The sequence below is a fragment of the Alteromonas sp. C1M14 genome (genome assembly GCF_018860965.1).
Classification (GTDB): Bacteria; Pseudomonadota; Gammaproteobacteria; order Enterobacterales; family Alteromonadaceae; genus Alteromonas.
This window is the reverse complement of record NZ_JAHKQF010000018.1, coordinates 299193-325602: the sequence shown is the minus strand read 5'-3', so window position 1 is coordinate 325602 and position 26410 is coordinate 299193. Positions and strand designations below refer to the sequence as shown.

The following is a 26410-nucleotide window of genomic DNA, read 5'->3' as shown; positions in this document are numbered from 1 at the left end:
GATTAGCCCTCTCGCTTAGCGTTGCGGCCTTTCTTCTTAGGTTGAGCAGGTGGTTGCTCTTGGTTTGTAGGCAGACCGCCCAGAACCTCACCTTTGAAGATCCACACTTTAGTACCGATGATACCGTAGGTAGTCAACGCTTCTGAAGTGGCGTAATCGATGTCCGCACGGAATGTGTGCAGTGGAACACGTCCTTCACGATACCATTCAGAACGTGCAATTTCTGCACCGCCCAAACGGCCGCTTACTTCAACTTTGATACCTTTAGCACCGAGGCGCATTGCATTTTGTACCGCACGCTTCATGGCGCGACGGAACATAACACGACGCTCCAGCTGGCTTGAAATGCTGTCAGCGACTAGCTGTGCATCAAGCTCAGGCTTGCGTACTTCCGCAATATTGATCTGAGCAGGCACACCGGCCAGCTTAGATACATAGTTACGCAGCTTTTCTACGTCTTCGCCTTTCTTACCGATAACGACGCCAGGACGAGCGGTGTGAATAGTCACACGGATACTCTTAGCTGGACGCTCGATCACAATTTTAGAAAGTGAAGCGTTTTTAAGTTGCTTGGTCAGATACTGACGTACCTGATGATCGTTATACAGGTTGTCTGCATAGTCTGCAGTATTAGCGTACCAGGTAGAAGTCCATGGTTTGCTGATACCCAGGCGTATACCTGTAGGATGTACCTTCTGTCCCATTATCTACTCCTAGTTATCCGCTACAACCACAGTGATGTGACTGCTACGCTTAAAGATACGATCCGCACGTCCTTTAGCACGTGGCTTGATACGTTTCATTGTTGGACCTTCGTCAACGAAGATTTTCGCGATATGCAATTCGTCAATGTCAGCACCTTCGTTGTTTTCTGCATTTGCAATGGCAGACTCCAGTACTTTCTTAACTAATGCTGCGCTTTTCTTCGGGCTGTACGCTAAAACTTCAAGAGCTTTTTCAACGTGTAAACCGCGAATTTGATCCGCAACCAAGCGTGCTTTCTGAGCCGACGTGCGGGCGAAACGGTGTTTAGCTAATGCTTCCATATTCCTACCCCTTAACGTTTAGCTTTCTTATCCGCGACATGGCCGCGGTAAGTACGCGTTGGCGCAAATTCGCCCAACTTATGGCCGACCATTTCGTCACTAATAATGACAGGTACATGTTGGCGACCGTTATGGACCGCAATGGTCAACCCAATCATATCTGGGATGATCATAGAACGACGAGACCAAGTCTTAATTGGTTTACGTTCGTTCTTTTCCACTGCAGCCTCTACCTTCTTCAGCAAGTGAAGGTCAATAAATGGACCTTTCTTGAGAGAACGTGGCATGGTGAATCCTCGCTTTTACTTGTTACGACGACGTACGATAAGCTTATCAGTACGCTTGTTGCTACGGGTTTTCTTACCTTTGGTAGGAACACCCCATGGAGAAACTGGGTGACGGCCACCGGATGTACGTCCTTCACCACCACCGTGTGGATGGTCTACCGGGTTCATGGCAACACCACGAACGGTAGGACGAACACCACGCCAGCGAGTTGCACCAGCTTTACCCAATGAACGCAGCATGTGTTCTGCATTGCCCACTTCACCGATAGTTGCACGGCAGTCAGACAAAACTTTACGCATCTCTCCAGAGCGCAAACGTAAGGTAACGTAGTTACCGTCACGCGCTAGGATTTGCGCATATGCACCGGCTGAACGTGCGATTTGCGCGCCTTTGCCTGGTTTCATTTCGATAGCGTGTACAGTAGAACCTACTGGAATGTTACGCATAGGTAAGCAGTTACCTGCTTTGATAGGCGCATCAGAACCAGACTGAATAGCATCACCTGCTTTCAGACCTTTAGGAGCCAGAATGTAACGACGCTCACCGTCTGCATACAACACTAATGCAATGTTTGCAGAGCGGTTTGGATCATATTCCAAACGTTCAATTTTGGCAGGAACGCCATCTTTGTTACGTTTGAAGTCAACAATACGGTAGTGTTGCTTATGACCACCACCGATATGGCGTACCGTAATACGACCATTGTTGTTGCGGCCACCAGACTTGCTGTTCTTGTCTAGCAGAGGTGCATGAGGCGCACCTTTGTGCAGATCAGGGTTAACAACCTGAACAACGTGACGACGACCGGCAGAAGTTGGCTTAGCTTTCATTAATGGCATTTCTAATCCCCTTCTTATTCAGCGCCACCGACAAAGTCGATGTCCTGACCTTCTTTAAGCGATACATACGCTTTTTTCCAGTCGCTACGCTTGCCGAAAGACATGCCGTGACGCTTGGTTTTACCCTTAACGTTCACAGTACGAACACCTGCTACTTCAACTTCAAACAGTTTTTCAACTGCCGCTTTGATTTCAGCTTTGTTCGCGTCTTTTGTTACTTTGAATACAACCGTGTTGCTCGCTTCAGCGGCCATAGTAGACTTTTCTGAAACGTGAGGTGCTTTAAGCACCTTCAGTAGACGTTCTTCGTTCATGCTAACGCCTCCTCAAGCTGTTTAACTGCATCAGCAGTAATCAGCACTTTTTCAAAAGCGATCAGGCTAACTGGGTCAACACCAGCAACATCACGTACATCTACTTTGTACAGGTTGCGTGCAGCTAAGAACAAGTTCTCATCTACTTCAGGCGTTACGATAAGAACGTCGTTCAGTTCCAGATCGTTCAGCTTAGCAATCAGTGCCTTAGTTTTAGGCGCATCAACTGCGAACTTTTCTACCACGACCAAACGGTCTTGACGAATCAGTTCAGACAGGATGCTTTTGATTGCACCGCGGTACATTTTCTTGTTAACTTTTTGCTCAAAGTCACGAGGCTTGGCTGCAAATGCACGGCCACCACCAACCCAAATTGGGCTGCGGATTGTACCAGCACGGGCACGACCAGTACCTTTTTGACGCCATGGCTTCTTACCACCACCACGTACTTCAGAACGCGTTTTCTGCGCTTTAGTACCTTGACGAGCACCGGCACCGTAAGCAACGACTACCTGGTGTACCAGGGCTTCGTTGAAATCACGTCCAAAGGTCGCTTCGGATACTTCAAGAGCGCTTTGCGCATCTTTCAATGTTAATTCCATCAGTTCACTCCCCAGACGTTACGCTTTAACAGCTGGCTTGACGATAACGTCATTGCCAGTTGCGCCAGGTACGGCACCTTTAACCAAGATAAGGTTATTTTCTACGTCAACACGTACTACTTCCAAAGATTGGGTAGTCACTTGCTTGTTACCAAGCTGACCAGCCATTTTTTTACCTTTGAAAACTTTACCTGGAGATTGGTTCTGACCAATCGAACCAGGTGCGCGGTGTGACAAAGAGTTACCGTGAGTCATACGCTGTGAACTAAAGTTCCAACGTTTGATAGCACCGGCAAAGCCTTTACCTTTAGATGTACCAGTTACATCAATTCTTTTGGTGTCGTTGAAGATTTCAACAGTGATTTCACTGCCTACTTCAATATCAGCACCTTCGTTGTCTTCCAGGCGGAATTCCACCAGAGAACGACCTGCTTCAACACCCGCTTTAGCAAAATGACCTGCTTGAGCTTTGTTGACGCGGTTCGCTTTCTTAGTTCCAGCAGTAACCTGAAGAGCGCGATAACCGTCAGTTTCTTCAGTGCGTAACTGAGTAACACGGTTTGGGGTCGCTTCGATAACAGTCACAGGGATAGACGTACCATCTTCAGTGAAGATGCGAGTCATACCCACTTTACGACCGACAAGACCAATCGCCATTGTTATTACCCTCTCTTGTTAGCCCAGGCTGATTTGAACATCAACACCGGCAGCCAAGTCCAAACGCATCAACGCATCAACTGTTTTATCAGTTGGCTCGATGATGTCTACCAAACGCTTGTGAGTACGGATTTCGTATTGGTCACGCGCGTCTTTGTTGACGTGCGGAGAAACCAGAACTGTATAGCGTTCTTTGCGAGTAGGCAGTGGAATTGGACCGCTGACCTGAGCACCAGTACGTTTCGCTGTTTCAACGATTTCAGCCGTTGATTGATCGATCAACTTGTGATCAAACGCTTTCAGACGAATACGAATTCTTTGATTTGGCATCGATTAAGCTCCAATCGAAAGAACAAAAAAATCATCTTCTCACTCCCTTATTATCTTGGGATGAAAAGATGTGCGTATAAACCAGTGATTCCCAATTGGAATCTTGTTCTTTGTTTCTGACCCGCCCGCTACGTCTACGTGTTTAACTTCGTTTTTCGTAACTTCGGCATCTACCCTAAAAGCAGTGTAGCTGCGGCCGAAACCATGCCCCAAATACAAGAAGTATCGGGCAAGTGGGCGCGAATTATACAGCTTTACTGCCACTGCGCAAGTGCTATTTGCATTTGTATTGGTTTATTTTTGTTCTACTTGAATAATTATATTTTTATGTAAAGGCTGTAAACCCGACAAAGGTCAAGTTGCTGCAACATACATAAAGGTATATTGTTGAACTCAAGAAGCATTGGCCAGTGTATTTTCTGACGCCGCCGGTTTAACCGCGCCAGAATCTACGCCTAATAAAACACGTCAAAGACAGAATAAGAAACTATGCTCGGAAACAGTATTCAGCAACTCGCATTTGATAAAATCAATACTTTGCTAACAAAGCATTCTTCGTTATTAGATGCCTTCAGTGACATTGAGCCTATCATTCTTGAGCTTTTTAGTGCTCAACGAATGAGTATATTTCAACGACGCCGCCAGCATCAGGATCTGGTCGCCCGCTTTAAAACCGGCAAAGCGACCCAAGAAATAAAAGTGCCTATTTCACCCTTGTCCATAGCAGGCTATGTGGCACTAGCCCAGCGCCCGATTCTTATTAGTAACCCTTACGATAAAGATGAATTATCGCAAATTCATCCTCGGTTACGCTTTGCCGATAAATTTGATAAAAGCAGTAACTTTAGAACCAACAATATTCTTTGTATACCGGTACTAAATGCCGGAGTGCTGCTGGGCGTCATGCAGGTAATCAATAAAACCGCAGGGCCGTTCAACGATAATGACCTTAAAGTTGCCGAAGAGCTGGCAGAAATTTTAGGTAATAAGTTTCGCTTTGAGCTTGGCGGCACCAATGACCCCTTCGATTTACTGCTTCATCGAAAGCAAATCGAGCCCGCGGCGCTTACCGACATTATTCAAAACAGCAATGATCAACGTACCATTATTCAGCGCCTCATGTCTGAACACAGTATTCGAGAAGGGGATATCGGCAATACCTTATCGGTACATTACCAAGTACCTTACATCGGCTTTCTACCAGAAAAATATCATTTATATCAAAATGAAAGTCGGCTAAACCCCTCTTACCTTAAACGCAATTTAGTTGCGGTAATTGCTGATGCGCACGACCGTCCTATCGTACTCATGGCGGAGCCTAACAATGCGGCCCTTTTAATGGAAATTGAAAGCGCCATGGGCATAGACAGTTACGAAATTGCCGTTGCTTTACCTACACAAATATTGCAATACCTCGGTGAAAGCAGTGGTCGGGGCTCGCCAGGGGAAATGAGCGAAATCCTCGATGAAATCAGTGCTGGCGATGAAGAAGGGGATGAACACGTCGATGAAATGTCTGACGACGCCCCAGCGGTGGTGCGCTTGGTGAGCCGGGTGCTGCACGATGCTAAGCGACTTAATGCATCAGATATCCACGTTGATCCGGAAAAAAACGGCCCGACGCGGGTAAGGATGCGTGTAGACGGGGTTTGTCGAGACATGAGCCAAATTCCTCAATCCCATCACAGTGCCGTGATAGCCCGTATTAAGATTTTGTCTAACTTAAACATTGCTGAAAAACGGGTACCTCAAGACGGAAAATTGGCCTTCCGCATGAACGGCCAATTGGTGGAGGTACGGGTGGCAACCATCCCAACGGTGGCCGGTGAAGGCGTGGTGATGCGTATTCTTGCCTCAGGGGGCGCCATGCCCATTGATAAGATGAACTTGGCACCGTCAAATATGCGCCGTTTAGAAAGCATGATTAAAAAGCCCCATGGCATATTACTGGTGGTAGGACCTACAGGTTCAGGTAAAACCACCACACTGCATGCGATTCTTGGCTACCTCAATACCCCCGACAAGAAAATATGGACAGCAGAAGACCCCGTGGAGATCACTCAAGCGGGGCTACAGCAGGTTCAGGTGAGTCCCAAAATTGGCTTTACCTTTGCCAATGCCCTGCGGGCTTTCTTACGTGCCGACCCAGATATCATTCTGATTGGTGAGATGCGGGATAAAGAAACCGCCCACGCTGGTATCGAAGCGTCATTAACCGGACACTTGGTATTATCAACACTGCACACTAACTCCGCGCCGGAAACCATCACCCGTTTGCTTGATTTAGGGTTAGACCCAGTTAACTTTTCCGATGCGTGTGTGGGTATCCTTGCCCAGCGATTGATTCGTACTTTATGCAAAAACTGTAAAGAAGAGTATGTGGCCTCGGACAATGACGTGGCATTTATAAAACGCCAATATGGCGAAGAACATCTGCACGAATTAAATCTTCCCGAACAATTAAAGCTGCATCGCCCCGTCGGTTGCGATGAATGTGGAGGGACAGGTTATCGGGGACGAACTGGGGTGCATGAATTACTAGGCATGACACCTGAATTACGAGGATTAATATACAAAGAAAGCAGTGTCTCTAAAATGAAATCCCAAGCCATGGCGGACGGAATGCGCACATTAGTACAAGATGCCATTTATAAAGTCTTAAAAGGCGATACCGATTTGGCGCAAGTGCAAATTATCAGTGGCGCTGAATAGCTAACCCATTGCAATGAGCGGTAACTAATTGCCGCTTACTGCGCTTTCATCTACGTCAAATTGCCGCCTGGCAAAGGAGTAGGCATTTGATGCGACAGCTTCACCCGACTTACCCGCCACCGTTTCTGCTAAGCTTTGACTTTCAGATACTACGCCTTTTTCAAATAACCATTCGTCACCCATGCTCCACAGATTACCGACAATGGAGTCACCGGTGATCCCTTCTACCGTTAGGTTAACCGCAGAGTAAGCTAGCCCCGCGGGCCCGCCATAAAGAAAGCTACCCGCCAAGTCTGATACAGCGCTAATATCGGTAGAAGAAACAGATTGATACACATCAGACACAATGGGTATGTGGTTTAACAAATTCACTGCATCGAAACCGTCTGATAAGTCCACGCCATCATCGCCAAAACCAAAGTTCATAAACGCATCCCAAGTGGAGGCGCCATCTTCAACCACTGACGCTACATCTGTGCTTTGCGCACTGCTTACCGTATCACTAGCCGAATCGCTAGCCGACGAGAAAAGATCCGCTTGCAGCATGGTAAGAAAGGTAGACTGCATAGACGCTAAATTATCATCTGACACCAGATCGGTAAGGGTATCCACACCCAGTCCAGCCACCCCAAGGGAACTCATTAGCTGGGATTGCATTTGGGATATTCCCGCCTCACTGTCAGTGCTAGCACTGCTTTGTCCTGCCGTAAACATAGACAGTAAATTAGAAAAATCTGACGCCGGCGACGCCTCTTCTGTGGCTATTTCAGTGGTTTCATTCTGTTCACTAGTGTCAACATCGTTTAAACCAAAATATTCGGAAAATGAATCAATTATGCGCATAAAAACCCCTACCCTGCGGGCATTTGTCAGTTTTGTAAATGTTTCGCAAATCACTCGCTTACGCACATGACAAGGCGAATTTCTCAGTTAGTATCTAGCTTCGTTTACCGGGGATTGGTGTTTAAACTCCATGATTGTCAAGAGAGACTTACATGCACGTAACTGCACAGTTTACAGATTCACCTATGAAAATAAGATGCCATAATTTACTTATGATTCTTTCTTTACAATTGGCAGGCTGTGCGCAAACGCCATCAGAGGAAGAAACCGTGGTCGCAGAAAGCGCTACCAACCCCAATGTTCAGCAGCGAGCGGTAGAAACTCGCAGTGAAGAAGTCTATAAAGGCGATCCGTCGTACCGCCCTCCTCGCAGCGAACCGGTATCGGTGGTTCGTGTTCCTACCGGCTCACTGTTCGATCCTGACAACGCAACGGGACTGTACGAATTGCACCACAACTTTAAAGTGGGTGATATGATCCTGGTGGAACTGAACGAAGAAACCACCTCGTCTAAATCCCTCGATTATAGTGAAGACAAAAGCGCCAGTTTCACCATCGAACCGTTAACGGTAAACGCTGGCCCTATTCATATTTCAGACGATGACTTAAATGTGGATCACGAACAAGACGGTGAATTTAACAGTTCGTCCAATGCCAGCCAGTCAAATGAACTGGAAGGTAAGATAACCGTTTACGTGGTGGAGGTTTTGCCAAACAAAAACTTGGTGATCGCCGGTGAAAAATGGATCACCATGAACCAAGGTAAAGAGTACATTCGCTTTTCTGGCGAGGTGCGTACCAAGGATATTAATGAAAACAACACCGTCAGTTCAGAAAAAATAGGCAATGCGCTCATTGAATACAGTGGAAAAGGGCCATTACAGGACAATCAGAAGCGTAGCTTACTGAGTAAATTATTTTCGATATTTGGATAACCTTGTATGACCCCTGTGCTGCGTGTCTTTTTACTCTTTATCACTTGCTCGCTGCCTCTGGCAGCCTCGGCCGAATGGGTACAAGGGGAGTCCACGCTGGCCGTTAAAGATGCGCCCCTTGACGATGTTCGTTTAATGGCGATAAAAAATGCCATTGCTGACGCCTCTTTTAAAGCCGGCAGTCTGATTACCGCAGAAGATGTGGTACTGAACGGTCTGCTGGTAAGTAGTAAAGCCGAAATACACTCTACAGGCCGTATTCAACGCGTGGAAATACTCAGCGAAACGGTAGAAGACGAGAAACTCACCGTGGTGGTACGGGTTAACATCACCCCTATTTTTTCATGCGAAAGTGATAAGTATAGCCGTACGGTATTAGTTACACGATTTCAGTTACTTAAACCACGTCAGGCCGCCTATGGTGATATTTACGACTTTGGCCAGCAAATCAGCAAACGTATAGAACAACAACTCATGCGCCAAGAGACATCTCTGAGCGTGCAGTTAATGGATAAAGCCTTCGCAGATACCGCCAGTTTTAATGCATTGCAACCACAAATGATGTATGAAAAAGCCGCTTACTTAGCACAAACCTCCGGCCGGCAATTTATCGTATTTGGGTTTGTTAGAGACATTAGCCTATTTGAGCAAATCAATATTGAGGACGACGACGACGCTGCACTTAAGCGTAATTTCACCTTAGATGTTTACGTTATCGATGCTTTTAGGAATGCCTTGCTTCTTCAAGACAGTTATCACAGTGAGGCAAATTGGTCATACGCCGAGGCTTCTGCGGTGGATACCCATAACAGTTTGTTCTGGCGCAGTGAATACGGCCGAGTGTCTCTCAATACAGTGAATGCCGCAGTGTCTGACATTAGTAGCGCCATTGCTTGTAAAGCCTCCATCACGCAAATCGTGGATAAATTACCTGACGGTATTGTGGTCGCCATGGGCAGCGATCAAGGGGTCAGTATGGGTGATAGTTTTTCCCTCCTTAAAAAACGCTCCTTAAAACGCACCCCGTATACCGGGATCTCCGTTCAGCGCCCGGTAGAAAACGTGCGTTTTACCGTTTCCGAGGTTAACGCTGGCGCCTCCGTGCTTACCAGTGACCGCCCCGCTGACATCGCCCTCGCTGAGCTCTACGACCTTGTCACCCCAGCCGATACCCCCTTAGCTAACTCCCTGTCTCAACAGACACCTTAAGTAAAATTTAATAATTCATAACCTATTGATAGTGGGCTTATTTCGCCCACGCCTTACCCATTGCTCGCCGTTTATTTGCAACAAGAGATTGATTTGGATCAAGCTTCGGCATAAACTTTCAGTAATTTCTGAAACTTCAGTAAGGCAATAAGATGAATATGTCACCCCTCGTTACCTCAGCGGTTATGCACTTTGGAGAAATGGGCAGCCGCTGGGGCTTCAATCGTACCGTGGGACAAATATTTGCCCTCATAGTATTAAACGACGAACCCCTCGCGGCTCAGGAAATAGCCGACGCTTTAAGTATTTCTCGGGGCAACACCAGTATGGGTTTAAAAGAATTGCAGTCGTGGCAGGTCATCAAACACCATCATATTCCCGGCGAAAGAAAAGAGTTTTTTGTCCCAGCCGGTTCAATCTGGGTTTTAGCAAATCGCGTGTTTGAAGAACGAAGAAAGCGAGAGATTGATCCTACCTTAACCTTACTACGGGATTTAATCCTCGACACGCCAGGCAACAAGCAAGACGAACAGGTGCAAGAAAGACTTCATGAAATCCATGATCTACTCGAATCTGTTACCGCTTGGTCTCAAGAGCTGCAAAACCTTGGTCCAGAAAAACTCGACACCTTAATGAAACTAGGTGCAGGTGTTGGTCGTATTCTTGAACTTAAAGACAAACTTCTTCCGGGCAAAGCTCAGGAAAAATAGGAGGCTACCGTGGACGCATTTTTGTTATCACGACTTCAGTTTGCATTAAATATCAGTTTTCACATTTTATTTCCCACCATTACCATCGCGCTGGGATGGTACCTGTTTTATTTCAAATTGCGCTCTAACTTCTCATCAAACCCCGTATGGATGCGAATTTACCGCTTCTGGGTTCGCGTGTTTGCTTTAACCTTCGCTCTGGGTGTAGTGAGCGGTGTCACCATGTCCTTTCAGTTTGGCACCAACTGGCCCGGCTTTATGGAAAAAGCCGGTAATGTGGCTGGACCCTTATTGGGCTATGAAGTACTTACCGCCTTTTTTCTTGAAGCCACCTTTTTAGGCATTATGTTGTTCGGTACCAAGCGTGTGCCTAACTGGTTACATACTCTGGCCTCCTTTGTGGTGGCAGCGGGCACCACCTTGTCGGCATTCTGGATATTGGCCCTCAATAGTTGGATGCAAACGCCACAAGGCCATGAAGTGGTTGATGGTGTTATTTACGCCAAAGACTGGTCTGCCATCATCTTCAACCCATCATTTCCTTATCGCCTGACCCATATGTTGCTAGCATCGGGACTCACCGCCAGTTTTCTTATCGCCGGGCTTTCTGCTTATCGACTCTACCGAGGCGATGAAAAAATAGCGCCTAAGATCGCTTTGAAAACCGCCACCTATACCGCCGCGGTGCTGATCCCATTGCAAATCATGGCCGGCGATATGCACGGCTTAAACACCTTAGAACATCAGCCACAAAAAATTGCTGCGATGGAAGGTATCTGGCACACAGAAAAAGGCGCCCCCTTATTACTGTTTGCCATACCCGATGAAAACAATAAGGAAAATCACTTTGAAATTAGTATCCCTCGCGGTGCCAGCCTTATTCTCACCCATGATCCAGAAGGTGAACTTAAAGGGTTGAACGAATTTGAGGGCGAACACCCTCCCGTCGCCCCTGTTTTCTTCTCGTTTAGAATCATGGTAGGCATGGGAATGCTGATGCTCTTTGCCGCTTGGTGTGGCGCCTACTACCTGTTCCGTCAAAACGCCATGCCAGTGTGGCTGAATCGCCTTTTCATTGGTATGAGTTTTAGTGGTTGGATTGCCACCTTATCAGGATGGTATGTCACCGAGGTGGGCCGACAGCCCTATTTGGTCAGCGGTGTATTAAGAACCCAAGATGCGGTAACCGGATTACCTCCTGCCAATGTGGCGCTATCTTTCACCTTATATGCTGTCATGTATGTGGTATTGCTCATCGCTTATATGAGCACGCTCACACTGATGTGTCGCAAGTCGGTGGGAATAGAAGAAATTACCCATGAAGAACGCCAGAAAGCCAAAGCCAATCGGCTCACCACTATCGGTGTACACTAGGAGGTTACTATGCCATTTGATTCCTTATCCATCGAAACTCTCGCCAACATATATATTGGCTTACTGGGGTTAGCGGTGCTCTTGTATGCTGTTTTAGACGGCTACGATCTTGGTGTGGGCGTGTTGTTTCCACCACGAAATGAAGGCTTTAAAGACGATATGATCGCGTCTATCGGCCCCTATTGGGACGCCAACGAAACCTGGCTGGTGTTGGCTGTTGGCTTATTGCTCATTGCCTTTCCCCAGGCCCATAGCGAGATTTTGCAGGCCTTGTATTTGCCTGCTACCTTTATGCTACTTGGGCTTATTTTACGGGGGGTCTCATTCGATTTTCGCGCTAAAGTGCCCCAAGTGAAAAAGAAAAAATGGGATACCTGTTTTAAGTATGGTTCATTACTGACCACACTTTCTCAAGGCTATATGTTAGGTATCTGGGTAACAGGGCTACGTACCGATCTCTTCGCTCAAGGCTTTGCACTATTAGCCGCGTTTGGCGTCACCGCCGCTTATGCATTTATTGGTGCTTGCTGGCTCATCCTAAAAACCGAAGGCGAGTTACAGCAAAAAGCCCTTTACTGGGCAAAACGCTGCCTAATGGTATTAGCCGGTGGCATCATTGCTGTGAGCTTTCTTAATCTGACGTTACATGACAGTGTGCGCACGTTGTGGCTTGAAAGCCCAGCAGGTTTCGTACTGATGGCCATACCGGTAGCTTGCTTTGGCTTGCTTACCTTATGTTCCGTGGTGTTAACCAAACTCCCCGAAGCCAACGGCAAAGGTGAATGGCTACCTTTCGCCATTGCCTTATTGGTCTTCATCTTATGCTTCTTTGCCTTTGGCGTCAGTTACTATCCGTATGTGGTACCAGGGAAGCTCACGATTTTGGATGCCGTTAGTGATGCCAATTCTTTGCGCTTTTTACTGGTTGGTGCCGTTATTGTGGTGCCTTGTATTTTGGCTTACACCGCCATGGTATATCGGATCTTCTCAGGTAAATCAGAAAAACTCACCTATTACTGATCCATGGGTGTCATCTTGTGATGTTTACAAGGTGACACCGATTAACTCCGGTTATTGGTGGTTTGAGCCTTCGTTTTTCACCTTGTAGTTATGCTTTTGATATTCTGAGGGCGTCACATCATACACCTCTTTAAAACTACGGCTAAAATAGGACGGTGAAGTAAAGCCTACATCGTATACAACCTGAGTAATTTGCCTGCCCTGTTCAAGCATATCTTTGGCTTTACGCATACGAAATTCCCGCAGTAAATCCGTAAAGTTTTTGCCAAACATGGCTTTAATCTTACGCTGTAGGTGGCGCTCGCTCATCGCCATGTGTTGTGCCACATCCGAACGAGAGCTATTTTCTTGTCCGTAAACCTGTTCCATAAACGTCATCAGCTTAAAATAGAATTGCTGCTCTCGTTCAGATTCAAACGTGGGTAAAGGCCAATCATTTGCCGGCTCTTCTGCTGCATTAGACTCAGAGCGATGGGTGGCTTCCCTGTGCAGTAAATTGGTAACCGTTAATAACAGGGCTTCTTCATTAAATGGCTTGGTCAGGTAGCAATCAATATTAGCCTGCAACCCTCTTACCCTGCTGGTGGAATCACCAAGGGCCGACAGCATAATAATCGGAATATAAGCGTGCGCAGCATCATCACGAATACTCGTCACCAGCGCTAAGCCGTCCATCACCGGCATTTTGTAATCGGTAATAATAAGGTGAGGACGAATTTTCTCGACTATTTGTAACCCATGCTTTCCATTATTGGCTAATAGGCAGGTGTAATTGATGGACAACACAGTGTGTAAATAATGTCTCATCTCCTGATTGTCATCAACCACTAATATAATGGCTTGCTTATTGTCAGCATTTATCAGCTCGTACTCATTTACTATGGGCTCTTCTACCGTATCAACATCATCACTATCAAAATGGTGAAGCATGGGCAGTGTCACCGTAAATCGGGTGCCTTTGTCTTGTTGACTTACCACGTTGATCCAGCCACCGTTCGCGGTAATTAGCTCTTTAACTAGGGCAAGGCCAACCCCGGCGCCCTGTTCGCCTTCATTAAACCTTGTATAACGTTCAAAGATTCTCAGGCGCTCTGATTCAGTCATACCAATGCCGTTGTCATCCACCTGGATAATTAATTGAAGATTATCCACGCGAACCGACACATTAATTGCTCCCATCCGGGGGGTATATTTCACTGCATTGGAAACCAAATTCATTAATATCTTTTCTAACGAGCCCCCATATAATTTTATTTTTTCTTTGGTAGTACATTGCCAATTCAGCGTTTGTTGTTTCATGTCGGCAAGGGTGCTGAGGTCGTACAAAATACATTGGGTCACAGAGGCGATATCACATTCATTCACAGGCAGTGTCTTAACATGATCTAACCGTTCAACCTCCAGCATCTGATCGAGTAGCACCTGTATTCGTCCAGCGTTTCTTTCAGCAAGCTGCAAATGCTCAAGGGCTTTTGCGGATGTCACACTTTTTTTCAACTGAGAAAGAGGTCCAAGAATAAGAGACAAAGGGGTTCGTAGTTCATGAGACAAATTAGAAAACACGGTTTGCTTGCGTTGCAGCATACGTTTAATCGAATCATTCGACTCTTCTAACACACGGTTTTTCTCATTTACCAAACTAGTAAGATAAGCCCCCTGCTCGCGGATCCGTTTTCTGTAACTCCAGTAGGTTATAAATATGATAAAACTAAGTAGAACCCCATAAATCACCATTGCCTGCCAACTGCGCCACCAGGGCGGCAACACCCTAATGTTTAATCGGGTAACGGGTTGTAGTTGGTAACTGCGTGGGTCGTGAACCCGCAATTGTAAGGTATGTGTACCGCCTGTAAGTTGGTTGAGAACCACAGTGGTAACATTAGCCTCTAATTGTTGCCAATTAGGTCCGTTATCTAGCATAAATTCATAAGTTAGTAAGTGCCTTGCAATATAGTTAAAAGACGGCAGCTTTACCTTAGGCGCGGCTCCCTCAAGCACACGCAAAGCGTCGGCCTTGTCTTGACTATCAATGGCAGAGAACTCAAGGGAACTTAACGGGATAGGATGGGTATCAACGCTAAGGTTGGATAGATTCTTCAGTAACGTGGCTTTATCGATTAGATAGCGATGCTTGTCCCCTTTTACAAATATCTGCTGGGAAGAAGCGGAAATACCATCGAAATCGAAATCACTATCCATAATACCAAAGCTAGTATCTAACTTTATTCGTTCACCTTTCGCTTTACCTACAGCAAACAGCCCGCGATTAGTGGCCACAAGCCAGTACTTGTCTAATGAAATTGCATCTCTTACAAATTGGTCAGTGGCGTCTTCATGAATTAATTTTTGTTGGCTGTAGTCAAAAACAAAATAGCCACTTCCTGAGGTGCCAAGAATAACCAGATCCCCATTAACGGCAATAGAGCTAAAAACATCGTAGGAGTGGTCTATACCCAAGTTTAGCGAACGAATATTTCCACTCTGATCTATCTCAAATACGCCCACCGCATTTACCGCCACTAATAGGCTGCCCCAATTTGATAATGCCGCTGTAACCACCACATGGTCCATGACCTTTTGTGTTCTATTTCCGCTAACTTCATAAAGCTCGCGTTTAGATTCATCACCTGAAAGAAAGAAGAGTTTTCCACCCACTAAAAAACCTTCTTCCATTAAAGAGAAAAAATCATGAGGCAAGGCTGTAAACCCAAGATCCACGATTTTATTTTCATTTACAGACCAAATTTGATTTTCTTTATTAATTAAATAATGTGTGTCTCTTCCACGTATCAACTTAAAAGGTTCAACACCATTGAAATTTGATGATGAATCCACCGACACTAGGCCATTATAGCTGTTAACTATGATTTCAGAATTATTAGAAAACTCGGTCTTTGTAACAATATCATTTAATAAGTTTTTCGGTCGATACAACTGGGTTGAAGTTAATAAATTTGAAAACACCATAAACTCGTTTAACGTATCGACCACATACATATTTGCAAATTGATCTTGCGCTACATCCATAACAATAAAAAACTCAGAAACCCGTCTATGATTCTTTATATATTTTTTTTCAACAAAACGATAGGCCGTTTCGTCCACCACATAGAGTGTTTCTGCACCCACCCAGATTGTACCGTCTGCCCCCACAAATACGGTTCTTGTTGGCTGTTGGGAGAGATCACTGTTCACTCTTTCCGTGATGATTTTAGGGGTTCGCGTTTTTGTATCGTATATCACCAAGCCTTTATTGGTTCCAATAAGTAATTGTTCTCCCTGTTTTTTTAGCGCTGTATAAATGGTGCCGGCGTCCTTTGGCAGATTCACATGGGACCAAGATTGATTCGCCAATGAATAAGAAGACAAACCCAACCTAATATCCAGCCACCAAATAGTCTGATTTTTTTCATCTAGAACCAAATCGATTGTTTGGTTAGCTATGGGGATGTCAGAATCGGCGAAATTGAGTACTAGGTTCTGCGTTTTATTGTCGTATACAGCAATATTATTCAATGAACTTATCGCGAAGTGCTTTTCGCCGACACTGATTTTCCAAAAGCCAAGTTGTTTCATCGTGCCAGTATCGATACGCTCAACCATGTAGCTTTTTTTATCAATCAGATAAAGTCCATTTCCAAAAACTGAAACTAATATTTTATCTTTGTTAAAGTCACAAATATCCGTGACCCAATTGGATTTGGCTTTAACATTTTTTAAGGAAAAATCTATGATTTTTTCGCTTCTTAGTTCTACCAGTCCATTTTCACCGCCAATCCAGATTGCATTTTCATCCACCCAAATAGAATAGGGAATACCAACGTTGGCCCGAGGATTGACATAGGAGTAATCAGGAGAATAGGCTGAAGCAATGCTGACTACGACGTGACAGCCCGATAATATCAACAGAAAAGACAACTTTGATAAAAAATTAAATAAACATTCCATGTCTACTTCAAGCTATTTAAGGATAAATTTAATAAGGCAATTAATTGGCTTACAAGTTAGTAAGTCTAAATAAAAATACTAAAAGAGAATAGAGAAATGAAGGCTATATAAAAAATAATTCCAAAGGAATAGTTTTAGAAAAAATCAGTTCTAAAAAGTGTATATCTGAGAATTGGGGTGATGTAGACACTCATCATATTAATGCACCACTATTTGCGTTTTTCTCACTCACACCTAACGATTAGCCCCTAGACCAACAACCACTGCATGCCGGCATTTTCGGCCGCTTGTTGGTCATAAATGAAATCCCCCACGTAAAGCAGGTCTGATGGAGGCAGCCTCCATTGCTGTGCAATATTCAACAATGCCGTGGGATCAGGCTTAGGCGGCGCACATTCTCGGGTTAAAACTAACGAAATGGGGATGTCATTATTCTGTATTTTTATCGCCGTGGCTTGTTTGCAATTACGGGTAACAATTGCCATGGGTAATCCCGCCTCTAGCACACGGTTTACCATGCGTTTGCCGTTTTCCAACCACCTAGACGAGCGGGCATCTTCCAATTCTTGCTCAAGGATCACCTGATGGGCGGCCTGCTTTTGCCCTTGATCGGTTAACCGCTCAATAAAGGTCAAGATATCGGTTTGTGGGGGACAGCCTACCGCCGCACGCATCTTGGCAAAATCTAATGTGGACTCTACCAAGGTACCATCCAAATCGAATATCACACCTTTTACACCCGTAAGATTCATTTCCTCACCGCCTTGACATTGATTACCTATTTGCAAGCCTACCGGTTTTGCTTACAACGGCATAGCGTTAAGCAGTAACTTGTGTCTAACTGACGAATACACTACTATTTCTAGGTCAAAAAAATACAGGTTACCGAACAGGTCACATGAATGGGTTTGCAGCGTGGTGCTTAATAGTAGCAATGGCGATATTCTCTACGAATACGTCAGCCTCCTTGCTGTTTCCAGTTCACGGGTCGAACATGATGTCACATCACGCTATGGCTGATGTGCCTGGTACTGATATGACCCACATGAAGGAAGATTGCTGCCAAAGCCAATGTGATTGCGATGCCACCTTGTGTCATCAAACCCTGGTGGTGTTATCCAAGTTGCCCCCTACCCATGCCGTATCCATGTATGATACGACCCCGTTCCCTCCCTTCTACGTTTTATCTGCACATCGCAGGTTACTGTTTAAACCCCCTAGATCATAACGTCGCTTTTCCTACTATGATTTCGTCTGCCTTCATTAATAGGCGGTTATATCGTTGTTTTTATAGAGCGTTTATTTATGTCATCTACAACACCTACGCGCCGACAATTTTTGTGCGGAGCCATTACTTCGTTGTCGTCTTTCGCCCTCTATCAGGCATCGCCGAGATGGGCCCATGGTCAGGGCTATACAGCCACCTCCCCAACCCAGTCAGCACCGGTCACACTCAATGTGGCTGAGCGAACCTTTCAATTTTCGAGTAAGCCACACAATACCATTACCTTAAATGGCCAAATGCCAGGACCACTACTACGTTTCACCGAAGGCCAAACCGCCGTTGTCGATGTGACAAATCACCTTAAGGTCGATACCTCTGTGCATTGGCACGGCATTATTCTGCCCGCCAACATGGACGGTGTACCCGGTTTATCTTTTGCAGGGATAAAACCCAACGCCACCTTTCGCTATACCTTTGATATTAAACAAAATGGTACTTATTGGTATCACAGCCATTCTGGCCTGCAAGAGCAATCTGGCCATATTGGACCTATGGTGATCACGCCGAAAGACGGCGATATTGGTGCTGACAGAGAGCACACCATTTTATTATCCGACTGGACTTTTGAGGATCCTGAAGACATTTACCGCAACCTGAAAGTGTCAGAAGGTTATTACAACTACCAGAAGCGAACGCTGTTTGACACCCTAGCAGAGGTTCAAGCCCACGGGTTGGCCCAAACCTGGCAGTCCCGCAGCATGTGGAATGCCATGCGCATGGATCCCAGAGATATCGCCGATGTCAGCGCTAGTGTGTATACCTATTTGATGAACGGTAAAGATTCGTTAATGAATTTCGAAGCCCTTTTTAAACCTAATGAAAAGGTACGTTTACGGTTAATTAACGGCTCTGCCATGACTTACTTTGATTTTCGTATTCCCGGTCTTTCATTAACGGTGGTCGCTGCCGACGGACAACCGGTAAAACCGGTTATTGTTGATGAAATACGTATCGCCACCGCCGAAACCTATGATGTTATTGTTCAACCTAAACACAACAAGGCTTACACCTTATTTGCAGAAAGTTATGATCGCAGCGGCTTTGTTCGCGGTACGCTCACCCCTCAGTTAGGCCTGTCTGCTGCCGTACCTGCTAGGCGACATCTCGTCGAGCGCACCATGAACGCCATGGGTATGCAACATTCCATGCCGGCCCAGCACACCATGGAGATGCCGCCATCACACCAACCTTCCTCTGTCATGTCGGGATCTGAGCATTCACATCACGCTCATGCCCCCTCAACACCACAAAAATTGGCGGTGCCTATCGCGGATATCCCCGTGCATCACCAATCACAGGGGCATGGCCAAGGGGCTGCCATGATTGCCCATAATCCACGGCCACGCATGGATGAACCGGGACTAGGACTGGCCAATAGCCAGCGGCGAGTCTTGGTGTACCAGGATTTAATTGGCGCGACCCCGTGGCCCGACGAACGGCCCCCTCAACGTCATCTTGAGCTTCATTTAACCGGCAATATGCAACGTTATATGTGGTCATTTGATGGTAAGAAATTCAGTGAGGTAGATGAACCAATTCATTTTGAATACGGCGAGCGACTCAGGCTTATTCTGGTGAATGACACCATGATGGACCACCCCATCCATCTACATGGTATGTGGATGGAATTAGAAAATGGGCAATTTCCTCGGCCCCGCAAGCACACGATTAGCTTAAAACCGGCGGAAAAACTATCACTGTTGATTACCGCCGACGCCAAGGGTGAATGGGCGTTTCACTGCCACCTGCTTTATCACATGAAAGCCGGTATGTTTCGGGTAGTTCGCGTACAACAAGGAGAAGGCAATCATGATTAAGATAATCGGGATAACCTTCTCCGTTCTTACCGTGACGGCGGCTCAGGCAAAGCACCCATCTTGGCCTGCGCCTATGCACGAAACTTACGTAGGACAAGTGATGATAGACCGATTGGAACTCCAACGGCAAAACGGTGAAACCAGCGCAAACTGGGATATCACGGGTTGGTACGGCGGTGATTACCATCGTCTGGTGTGGCGTTTCGAGGGAGAAAACACCATCAATGATGGCAATTCGTCACACGTTGAGCGCAATGATTTAAGTTACAGCTATTTGCTCTCGCCTTTTTGGTCGGTACAGGCCGGATTAGGGGTACGCCAGTCAATGAGCGGGCACAACAAAGAGCATTATGGGGTGCTCAGTCTAAACGGCTTAGCGCCCTACTGGTTTGAGGTCGATAGTAGTGTTGTGATAAATGAAGCTGGGCAAGTGCAATGGCTCAACGAAGTGGAATACGATGTGTTACTAACACAATCAAGCTACCTGCAGCCCCGTATCACAACAACAATAAACGTCGCGAAATCCACTGAGTTTGCGCGACCTAAGGGGTTGGAACAACTACGCATTGGCCTAAGGTATCGACATGAAATAACCCGGGAGATTGCGCCTTACATAGGCGGGTATTGGCAGCGAGAAAAAAGCGTAGACAACCACTATACCACCGAAACAGGACTGGTAGCCGGTGTTCGCCTGTGGTTTTAACCTATTTTCGCCCAAAAGATTAACCGTGAAGTGATGTATCGGTGAATTTCACTGACACACCATAGTAGAAATGGTTTGCAATGAAAGGTTTGTTAGCATTAACTAACGTCAATCTATCAATGAATAAATGATCAAAATGAGGAGTTTTGTTATGTCCGATTTACGCAGTCAAACCGATGCACAAATTGAAAAAACACGCAGTGGTAACCCCACCTTTATGGCGGCGGTTGACGCACTAATTGAAGAAGCAAGAGCCTTTGAAACCGGCGGTAACGCCCTGTCCCTTGGCCAAGGTACTCCGGATTTTGCTTTACCCGATGCCAACGGCAAATCGGTGTCATTGGCCGCTTTGTTACAAAAAGGCCCTGTTGTCGTGACCTTTTATCGTGGTGGTTGGTGTCCGTACTGCAATTTGGAACTACGGGCATTGCAAAGCAAGCTCGAAGAAATTCATCAGCTAGGTGCTCAATTGGTTGCCATCAGCCCACAAAAGCCCGATGAGTCGCTAACCCAACTTGAAAAGCAAGACCTCGCCTTTCCCGTACTCTCCGATCAGGACGCCAAGGTGGCACAGGCATTTGGGGTTGCCTGGACTGTCCCCGATGTTTTAACAGAGCACATGCGTAAAGATCGGCAATTAGATTTGACCGCCATTAATAATGGCAACGGTAATGTCCTCCCCATTCCTGCAACCTTTGTGTTAAATGCCAAAGGAGAAGTCGTATGGCGTTTTGTAGACGTGGATTACCGGAAACGGGCCGAACCCGATGATGTGATTGCAGCCCTTAAAGGATTATAACAGGCGTATTGATACCTCACTGAATAACTAAAGCATGAGCACAGGGCTCATGCTTTAGTGAGTATTAGTTAAGTCGTGTAACCTCGCCTAAACCTAGCCCTTGTAACCGTGGCAATTGTGTTTCTGCATCTCCCACCACAACATAGATAAGACTTTGAGGTTTAATGTATTTTTTCGCTAGAACCTTAACTTCTTCAACGCTCATCTCTGCAATGGCTTTTGCCCGCTGTTGCACGAAATCATTGGGCAACCCCAACACCGCAATATTTTCCAATACGGATAGTTTAGCGCCCAAGGTTTCAAATCGACGGGCATTACTTTTCAAATAGAAACTCTTTGTGGTGGCTAAATCCGCCTTTGAAAAAGTATTGGCGTACTGGGTCACGATCTCTTTAATGAGGGCCAATGATTCATAGGTAACATTAGTACGTACACTGGTATCAATAATAAATTCAGATGAATACTGGGACGCACTAAACCTGGAGGTCGCCCCATAGGTGTAGCCTTTTTCTTCTCGCAACACTTGGGTTAAGCGAGAGGCAAAACCACCGCCCCCTAAAATATAATTCATTACGGTTGCTGGGTAATAGTCAGGCTCATCGGCTAACAATGAGGGGTGAGCCACCCTGATTGTAGATTGCTTGGCACCTGGCACATCGTAAAAATAAATGGCTCCCTGTGCTGGCATTTTAGCCGCTGGCAATGTCGGTAACACCACATCGGTGCGCGGCCAGTTATCAGTGAATGAGGACAAGACTTTCATAGCTTGCTTGTGGGGCACATCGCCAGCGATTTGGACACTAGCAAATTGAGGCGCCACATAACGTTGGTAGTATTGTTTTACATCGTCCAGAGTCAGAGATTGAACACTTTGTTCATCACCTAGGAGGGAATGGGATAATGGGTTGTCCGGCGAATAAAGCAGCTGGCTCATTTTCATTTTAGCAATGGCATCAGGGTTACTTTGGCGGCGCTTTATTTGGCTTAGCACATCACTTTTGGCTAATTCAAATTCCTCAGGGGCCCATCGCGGTGACAAAAGCATTTCTCTGGCCAATGCCACCGTGGCATCAAAATTTCGAGATAAGGCGCTTACTCGAATAGTCAGCGCTTCTTTACTAGCAAAAATGTTTATCTCAGCGCCTAACTGCTTGATTGCTTGTTCTAGCTGCGCTGGTGTTTTATTTTTTGTTCCTCGGTTTAGTAATTCTGCCATTAAATTGGCTGTACCTACCTTGTCAGTTTCATCGAAAAGGGCACCGCCATCCATGGATAATTGAAATTCAACCAAGGGCACTTCATCGGTAAAAAAGGTGGCGACGTTAATGCCGTTAGATAATGTGGACTGACTCACCTTAGGCACCGGTATCGAAGGCGGCTCTCCGTATGGCGGCTCTATCGTTCGGTCGAACGTAGAGGGTGTTTTTGGATAATTTCCGTTCCCCTGTGAGGCAAAATTTTGTGCATTAGCAGGGGTTATATTTTCTTCTTTAACCACCGCTGCCGTGGCCCCTTCTAAGCTCAATGCCAACTGCCCCTTAGGTACAAAACTGGTAGACACATAAGGCTTGTTCTTAATATAGCGATGGTAGACACGCCACACATCGTCCGCCGTAACTTGGCGATAATAGTCGATTTCTTTGTTGATAAGATCCGGGTCCCCCGCAATCAGGTTATAGTCCGCCAGTCTGGCGCTTTTTCCTAATACACTGGCTAGGCGACTGTAATATTCTGTTTCTAACCCTGCTTTAATACGTTGTAAATCACCCTCACTGAATTTGTCTTTCTCAAAACGCTGAAAGGCGGTATCCAGCCCCGCTTTTACCTTATCTAAATCCACCCCGTCAAAGGCATTGACGGTAACAATTAATTCGCCAGCCAATTCAGTACGGTAATCAAATACCGACACATCCGCCGTGAGCTTTTGTTTATTGACGAGTTCGCTATAAAGAGGCGCTTGTTTACCGTCTGCCAGTAGTCGAGACAAGATCTCCATGGCGTAACTATCGGCGGCAAATTTCTCGGCGGTGGGCCAAACTAAGGTTAATTGGGGCAAGGTAGCAAAGTTATCTTCGTAATAAAGATCCTTGGTTTGCGCCAGTTCCGCAGGTTGTTTAGCTAAAGGCTCAATGGGCCCACCTCGGGGGATCTCACCGAAATATTTTTCTACCCATTGCTTGGCTTGCTCAGTGTCAAAATCACCGGCAACGACCAATGTAACGTTATTGGGGACATACCATTTTTTATAAAAACCTTTTACATCGGCTAGGGATGCAGCTTGAATGTCTTCCAACGAACCAATGGTTTGCCAACTATAAGGGTGGCCTTGTGGATACAAGTTTTGGGTAATGACGCCAAACTTATGACCGTATGGACGGTTATCTACCCGCTGCCTTTTTTCGTTTTTTACCACTTCCTTTTCTTTGGCTAACACAGGATCTGTCACTGTATTAATAAAATAACCAAGCTTATCGGCTTCGGCCCAAATCATTTTCTCTAGGGCATCGTTAGGCACCGTTTGTAAGTAGTTGGTGACATCACGACTGGTGGACCCATTCGCCCCAGAACCGCCGATACGGGCGCTCATTTCATCCAGCCCCCCTTTACCGAGATTTTCCGACTCTAAAAACAATAGATGTTCGAACAAATGGGCAAACCCAGTACGCCCCGGCTTTTCTCGGGCAGAGCCAACATGGGCAGCCAAAGTAACGCCTACCACGGGATCAGAGCGATCCACATGAAACACCACATTTAACCCATTTTCCAATTGGAATTTTTCGTACTGTATGCGGCTGATGGCTGTGGTCGACGCCACATTTTCATTTTGCGCCGTGGTTTGATTGTTGTCACACCCACTCACTAACACAAGGGCGCAGGCCAACAAGCCCAAAGAAAGCCGATGAATTCCCATGTTCTGCCTTACTATTTTTTTGTTGTCTGATATAAATTTTACTTTATCCGACATACTAGAAATAAGCCACATTAAGTCATGTGTGATGCTTGGTTGATAAATGGTTTTGTTACAAAATCTCAGCAAATTCCCCTTACGAGGTGAAAAACAGTTGCAATAAACACTGTTTATTTATACAGTTAATTTGGTGATGCATTCATTACCATTTTTCTGCAATTACATACCGGAGGCACAACATGGCTATTACCGTGCAATACGTTGTTACACACAAAGGGGTTGAAAAATTGGTTACTACCGATAAAAAGGAAGCCGATCAGTACGATAAAATGCTGGACGCAGCAGACAATTTGGCCACTTATATCGACGCTAAAGGCATTAAGTTGGATGAGGGCGTGATTGAAGAACTCTCTGTCATGTTGGCAAAAAATAAAGATGCCATTACGAAACTATTAAAGGGCGCGTCGGCAACAGATGTATTAGAGGCGGAATCCGCTGACGTAGTAAAACTTAAAGCCAATAATTAAAGATAACTTGCAGCCACATACGGTACATAACGTTGAGGAGCATCCGATGATTGGGATATGCTAGATAAATCGCCTGTCTAGGTTAACGAACACCTAGCGTTATTCTGTGTGAGATTATCATTGCTATGCCTGAATCGTCGTCTACCCCATCAACTAATGGCTCTCTCATGGAAGCCACTCAAGAGTGTGCTGACACGGCGGTGCATCTTTCTCACCTTAAGTTTGCTTACGAAAACAATGTAAACGTTATCGATATTCCCTCGTGGCAACTGGCAAAAGGAGAGAAGTGCTTCATTGCTGGGCCCTCTGGAGCAGGTAAAAGTACGCTTCTAAATTTACTTACCGGCACCTTAACCCCCACTGAAGGTAACATTGCCCTTCTAGGCCAACAATTTTCGTCTTTATCGTCACGTAAGCGAGATGGCTTTCGCGCCAGACATATCGGGGTGGTATTTCAGCAATTTAATTTAATTGAATATCTTACCGTACAGCAAAACATCGAGGCCGCAGCTTATTTCTGTGGCGGTAAAGAAGCCATTACCCAAGCTCGGCAGCGCATTCCCACCATGTTAGCCCATCTTCAGCTTTCACCGACAATTTGCAACAAAAAAGCAGCGGCATTAAGTGTGGGTCAACGTCAACGTATCGCCATCGCTCGGGCCCTAATCAACCAGCCTCAGTTACTTATAGCCGATGAACCGACCTCATCCCTTGATGCCGAAACCCGTGACCAATTTATGCAACTTTTACTGGATATTGCCCGCGATACCGCGGTTATTTTTGTGAGTCATGATACCAGCTTGGCCCAATACTTTTCCCGCCATGAAGATATTCGACAAATCAATGCATCCCGGGGAGACATCCAATGCGATTAACCCTAGCCATTGAAAGTCTAAAGCACAGACGCAGCGCAGTTTTATTAACGCTGATGTCCATCATCATTAGCGTTAGCCTTTTGCTTAGCGTTGAACATATAAGAGGTCAGGTCAAAGAAAGCTTTACTCGCACTGTTTCTGGTACTGATTTAATCGTAGGCGGAAGAACTGGCCAGTTAAATTTACTCTTGTATTCCGTGTTTCATATCGGCGAATCTACCTCACCTATCGATTGGGAAGATGTGCAAACCATTACCAGCCATCCTCAGGTCGCCTGGTCTGTACCATTGGTTCTTGGTGATTCTCATAAAGGTTATCGTGTTGTCGGTACTACCAACGCATATTTCGAACATTTTCAGTATGGCAACAAACAAAGTTTGGATTTTGCCCACGGGCAAGCCTTCGCTAGCGACAAAGATGCGGTGTTGGGTTTCGATGTGGCAGAAGCGTTGGGTTATCACGTCGGCGATGAAATCATTATTTCACACGGACTAGGAGCGGTAAGCTTCCAACATCACGATAATCACCCCTTCACCGTGGTCGGTATTCTCGCCCCCACAGGGACGCCTGTGGATAGGGCAATTCATGTAACCATGCACGGTTTAGCTGAAGCCCATCAACACGGCGGGGCGGGCCATCACCATGACGACGATGACCATGATCACGCTG

The 26410-nt window shown here is 45.9% G+C and carries 25 protein-coding genes; 13 read left to right on the top strand and 12 right to left on the bottom strand.

Translation table 11 applies throughout. The annotated features are described in order from the left end of the window. Positions 1 to 2: 2 nt before the first annotated feature. Genes rpsC through rpsJ form a run of 8 tightly spaced genes read right to left on the bottom strand, consistent with a single transcriptional unit; the run spans position 3 to position 4076 of the window. Positions 3 to 704, bottom strand: coding sequence for a 30S ribosomal protein S3 (gene rpsC, locus KO501_RS17925; RefSeq protein WP_216031057.1), 702 nt, complete (start codon positions 702 to 704; stop codon positions 3 to 5). Between the two features lie 9 nt (positions 705 to 713). Beyond that, positions 714 to 1046: a 50S ribosomal protein L22 gene (gene rplV, locus KO501_RS17920; protein ID WP_216031056.1), complete on the bottom strand. Its 333-nt coding sequence runs from the start codon at positions 1044 to 1046 to the stop codon at positions 714 to 716. Between the two features lie 11 nt (positions 1047 to 1057). Further along, complete coding sequence (gene rpsS / locus KO501_RS17915; RefSeq protein ID WP_012516961.1) at positions 1058 to 1333, bottom strand: 30S ribosomal protein S19; 276 nt, start codon at positions 1331 to 1333, stop codon at positions 1058 to 1060. Between the two features lie 15 nt (positions 1334 to 1348). After that, entirely contained in the window at positions 1349 to 2173 is an 825-nt protein-coding gene (gene rplB / locus KO501_RS17910; protein ID WP_216031055.1) for a 50S ribosomal protein L2, read from the bottom strand. 14 nt (positions 2174 to 2187) lie between these two features. Further along, positions 2188 to 2487 (bottom strand): 50S ribosomal protein L23, encoded by a 300-nt coding sequence (rplW, locus tag KO501_RS17905; RefSeq protein ID WP_216031054.1) that lies wholly within the window; start codon positions 2485 to 2487, stop codon positions 2188 to 2190. Continuing rightward, complete coding sequence (gene rplD, locus KO501_RS17900) at positions 2484 to 3089, bottom strand: 50S ribosomal protein L4 (protein WP_216031053.1); 606 nt, start codon at positions 3087 to 3089, stop codon at positions 2484 to 2486. Before rplD ends, rplW begins: the two co-directional genes overlap by 4 nt. 18 nt (positions 3090 to 3107) lie before the next feature. Next, positions 3108 to 3746: a 50S ribosomal protein L3 gene (rplC, locus tag KO501_RS17895; RefSeq protein ID WP_216031052.1), complete on the bottom strand. Its 639-nt coding sequence runs from the start codon at positions 3744 to 3746 to the stop codon at positions 3108 to 3110. Between the two features lie 18 nt (positions 3747 to 3764). After that, on the bottom strand, positions 3765 to 4076 hold the full coding sequence (gene rpsJ / locus KO501_RS17890) for a 30S ribosomal protein S10 (RefSeq protein ID WP_008845776.1): 312 nt from the start codon (positions 4074 to 4076) through the stop codon (positions 3765 to 3767). Between the two features lie 489 nt (positions 4077 to 4565). On the opposite strand from rpsJ, the gene KO501_RS17885 reads away from it, so the two are divergent. Continuing rightward, a complete protein-coding gene (locus KO501_RS17885; protein ID WP_216031051.1) occupies positions 4566 to 6788 on the top strand; it encodes a GspE/PulE family protein in 2223 nt (740 codons plus the stop codon). A 24-nt stretch (positions 6789 to 6812) separates the two neighbouring features. Here the strand turns inward: KO501_RS17885 and KO501_RS17880 are convergent, their stop codons facing one another. After that, on the bottom strand, positions 6813 to 7631 hold the full coding sequence (locus KO501_RS17880; protein WP_216031050.1) for a hypothetical protein: 819 nt from the start codon (positions 7629 to 7631) through the stop codon (positions 6813 to 6815). Positions 7632 to 7783: 152 nt separating this feature from the next. Between KO501_RS17880 and KO501_RS17875 the strand changes: the two genes are divergently transcribed. The 5 genes from KO501_RS17875 (at position 7784) to KO501_RS17855 (ending at position 12879) form a co-directional block, all read left to right on the top strand. Then, complete coding sequence (locus tag KO501_RS17875; RefSeq protein ID WP_252728545.1) at positions 7784 to 8566, top strand: flagellar basal body L-ring protein FlgH; 783 nt, start codon at positions 7784 to 7786, stop codon at positions 8564 to 8566. A 6-nt stretch (positions 8567 to 8572) separates the two neighbouring features. Beyond that, a complete protein-coding gene (locus tag KO501_RS17870; RefSeq protein ID WP_216031049.1) occupies positions 8573 to 9775 on the top strand; it encodes a flagellar assembly protein T N-terminal domain-containing protein in 1203 nt (400 codons plus the stop codon). 152 nt (positions 9776 to 9927) lie between these two features. Then, positions 9928 to 10485 carry a GbsR/MarR family transcriptional regulator gene (locus KO501_RS17865; protein WP_216031048.1) on the top strand — a complete coding sequence of 186 codons (558 nt, stop codon included), beginning with the start codon at positions 9928 to 9930 and terminating at the stop codon, positions 10483 to 10485. A 9-nt stretch (positions 10486 to 10494) separates the two neighbouring features. Next, positions 10495 to 11859, top strand: coding sequence for a cytochrome ubiquinol oxidase subunit I (locus KO501_RS17860; RefSeq protein ID WP_216031047.1), 1365 nt, complete (start codon positions 10495 to 10497; stop codon positions 11857 to 11859). A gap of 9 nt (positions 11860 to 11868) precedes the next feature. After that, a complete protein-coding gene (locus KO501_RS17855) occupies positions 11869 to 12879 on the top strand; it encodes a cytochrome d ubiquinol oxidase subunit II (protein ID WP_216031046.1) in 1011 nt (336 codons plus the stop codon). Between the two features lie 51 nt (positions 12880 to 12930). On the opposite strand, the gene KO501_RS17850 is transcribed toward KO501_RS17855, so the two are convergent. Both KO501_RS17850 and KO501_RS17845 read right to left on the bottom strand, forming a co-directional pair. Further along, complete coding sequence (locus tag KO501_RS17850) at positions 12931 to 16827, bottom strand: ATP-binding protein (protein ID WP_216031045.1); 3897 nt, start codon at positions 16825 to 16827, stop codon at positions 12931 to 12933. A gap of 248 nt (positions 16828 to 17075) precedes the next feature. Beyond that, positions 17076 to 17579, bottom strand: a complete 504-nt coding sequence (locus KO501_RS17845; protein WP_216031044.1) for an HAD-IA family hydrolase — start codon at positions 17577 to 17579, stop codon at positions 17076 to 17078. Between the two features lie 242 nt (positions 17580 to 17821). Here KO501_RS17845 and KO501_RS17840 point away from each other — a divergent pair, with 242 nt between their 5' ends. The 4 genes from KO501_RS17840 to KO501_RS17825 all read left to right on the top strand — a co-directional run bounded on the left by KO501_RS17840 (position 17822) and on the right by KO501_RS17825 (position 21431). Continuing rightward, positions 17822 to 18055 carry a hypothetical protein gene (locus tag KO501_RS17840; RefSeq protein WP_216031043.1) on the top strand — a complete coding sequence of 78 codons (234 nt, stop codon included), beginning with the start codon at positions 17822 to 17824 and terminating at the stop codon, positions 18053 to 18055. Between the two features lie 77 nt (positions 18056 to 18132). Continuing rightward, the gene (locus KO501_RS17835) at positions 18133 to 19929 is read left to right on the top strand and encodes a copper resistance system multicopper oxidase (RefSeq protein WP_216031042.1); all 1797 of its coding nucleotides are present in this window, start codon (positions 18133 to 18135) and stop codon (positions 19927 to 19929) included. After that, the gene (locus KO501_RS17830) at positions 19922 to 20632 is read left to right on the top strand and encodes a copper resistance protein B (protein WP_216031041.1); all 711 of its coding nucleotides are present in this window, start codon (positions 19922 to 19924) and stop codon (positions 20630 to 20632) included. The genes KO501_RS17835 and KO501_RS17830 overlap by 8 nt, the downstream gene beginning before the upstream one ends. A gap of 151 nt (positions 20633 to 20783) precedes the next feature. After that, a complete protein-coding gene (locus tag KO501_RS17825) occupies positions 20784 to 21431 on the top strand; it encodes a peroxiredoxin-like family protein (RefSeq protein ID WP_216031040.1) in 648 nt (215 codons plus the stop codon). A 64-nt stretch (positions 21432 to 21495) separates the two neighbouring features. Here KO501_RS17825 and KO501_RS17820 read toward each other — a convergent pair whose 3' ends face one another. Further along, positions 21496 to 24342 carry a pitrilysin family protein gene (locus tag KO501_RS17820; RefSeq protein ID WP_216031039.1) on the bottom strand — a complete coding sequence of 949 codons (2847 nt, stop codon included), beginning with the start codon at positions 24340 to 24342 and terminating at the stop codon, positions 21496 to 21498. A gap of 236 nt (positions 24343 to 24578) precedes the next feature. Between KO501_RS17820 and KO501_RS17815 the strand changes: the two genes are divergently transcribed. The 3 genes from KO501_RS17815 to KO501_RS17805 form a co-directional block, all read left to right on the top strand. Beyond that, positions 24579 to 24866, top strand: coding sequence for a YebG family protein (locus tag KO501_RS17815; RefSeq protein ID WP_216031038.1), 288 nt, complete (start codon positions 24579 to 24581; stop codon positions 24864 to 24866). Positions 24867 to 24991: 125 nt separating this feature from the next. Continuing rightward, positions 24992 to 25741 carry an ATP-binding cassette domain-containing protein gene (locus KO501_RS17810; protein ID WP_252728544.1) on the top strand — a complete coding sequence of 250 codons (750 nt, stop codon included), beginning with the start codon at positions 24992 to 24994 and terminating at the stop codon, positions 25739 to 25741. After that, on the top strand, positions 25732 to 26410 hold a 679-nt coding region (locus KO501_RS17805; RefSeq protein ID WP_216031037.1), incomplete at its 3' end, for an ABC transporter permease. The genes KO501_RS17810 and KO501_RS17805, both read left to right, overlap by 10 nt.

Bases quoted from the DNA above. Each gene is read 5' to 3' on its own strand.
- KO501_RS17810 (WP_252728544.1), top strand. From the start codon at position 24,992: ATGCCTGAATCGTCGTCTACCCCATCAACTAATGGCTCTCTCATGGAA.
- KO501_RS17815 (WP_216031038.1), top strand. From the start codon at position 24,579: ATGGCTATTACCGTGCAATACGTTGTTACACACAAAGGGGTTGAAAAA.
- rplC (WP_216031052.1), bottom strand. From the start codon at position 3,746: ATGGCGATTGGTCTTGTCGGTCGTAAAGTGGGTATGACTCGCATCTTC.
- rplB (WP_216031055.1), bottom strand. From the start codon at position 2,173: ATGCCATTAATGAAAGCTAAGCCAACTTCTGCCGGTCGTCGTCACGTT.
- KO501_RS17830 (WP_216031041.1), top strand. From the start codon at position 19,922: ATGATTAAGATAATCGGGATAACCTTCTCCGTTCTTACCGTGACGGCG.
- rpsC (WP_216031057.1), bottom strand. From the start codon at position 704: ATGGGACAGAAGGTACATCCTACAGGTATACGCCTGGGTATCAGCAAA.
- KO501_RS17875 (WP_252728545.1), top strand. From the start codon at position 7,784: ATGCACGTAACTGCACAGTTTACAGATTCACCTATGAAAATAAGATGC.
- KO501_RS17845 (WP_216031044.1), bottom strand. From the start codon at position 17,579: ATGAATCTTACGGGTGTAAAAGGTGTGATATTCGATTTGGATGGTACC.
- rplV (WP_216031056.1), bottom strand. From the start codon at position 1,046: ATGGAAGCATTAGCTAAACACCGTTTCGCCCGCACGTCGGCTCAGAAA.
- KO501_RS17885 (WP_216031051.1), top strand. From the start codon at position 4,566: ATGCTCGGAAACAGTATTCAGCAACTCGCATTTGATAAAATCAATACT.
- KO501_RS17870 (WP_216031049.1), top strand. From the start codon at position 8,573: ATGACCCCTGTGCTGCGTGTCTTTTTACTCTTTATCACTTGCTCGCTG.
- rpsS (WP_012516961.1), bottom strand. From the start codon at position 1,333: ATGCCACGTTCTCTCAAGAAAGGTCCATTTATTGACCTTCACTTGCTG.
- rplW (WP_216031054.1), bottom strand. From the start codon at position 2,487: ATGAACGAAGAACGTCTACTGAAGGTGCTTAAAGCACCTCACGTTTCA.
- rplD (WP_216031053.1), bottom strand. From the start codon at position 3,089: ATGGAATTAACATTGAAAGATGCGCAAAGCGCTCTTGAAGTATCCGAA.
- KO501_RS17880 (WP_216031050.1), bottom strand. From the start codon at position 7,631: ATGCGCATAATTGATTCATTTTCCGAATATTTTGGTTTAAACGATGTT.
- KO501_RS17855 (WP_216031046.1), top strand. From the start codon at position 11,869: ATGCCATTTGATTCCTTATCCATCGAAACTCTCGCCAACATATATATT.
- KO501_RS17835 (WP_216031042.1), top strand. From the start codon at position 18,133: ATGTCATCTACAACACCTACGCGCCGACAATTTTTGTGCGGAGCCATT.
- rpsJ (WP_008845776.1), bottom strand. From the start codon at position 4,076: ATGCCAAATCAAAGAATTCGTATTCGTCTGAAAGCGTTTGATCACAAG.
- KO501_RS17850 (WP_216031045.1), bottom strand. From the start codon at position 16,827: ATGGAATGTTTATTTAATTTTTTATCAAAGTTGTCTTTTCTGTTGATA.
- KO501_RS17820 (WP_216031039.1), bottom strand. From the start codon at position 24,342: ATGGGAATTCATCGGCTTTCTTTGGGCTTGTTGGCCTGCGCCCTTGTG.
- KO501_RS17825 (WP_216031040.1), top strand. From the start codon at position 20,784: ATGTCCGATTTACGCAGTCAAACCGATGCACAAATTGAAAAAACACGC.
- KO501_RS17865 (WP_216031048.1), top strand. From the start codon at position 9,928: ATGAATATGTCACCCCTCGTTACCTCAGCGGTTATGCACTTTGGAGAA.
- KO501_RS17840 (WP_216031043.1), top strand. From the start codon at position 17,822: ATGATGTCACATCACGCTATGGCTGATGTGCCTGGTACTGATATGACC.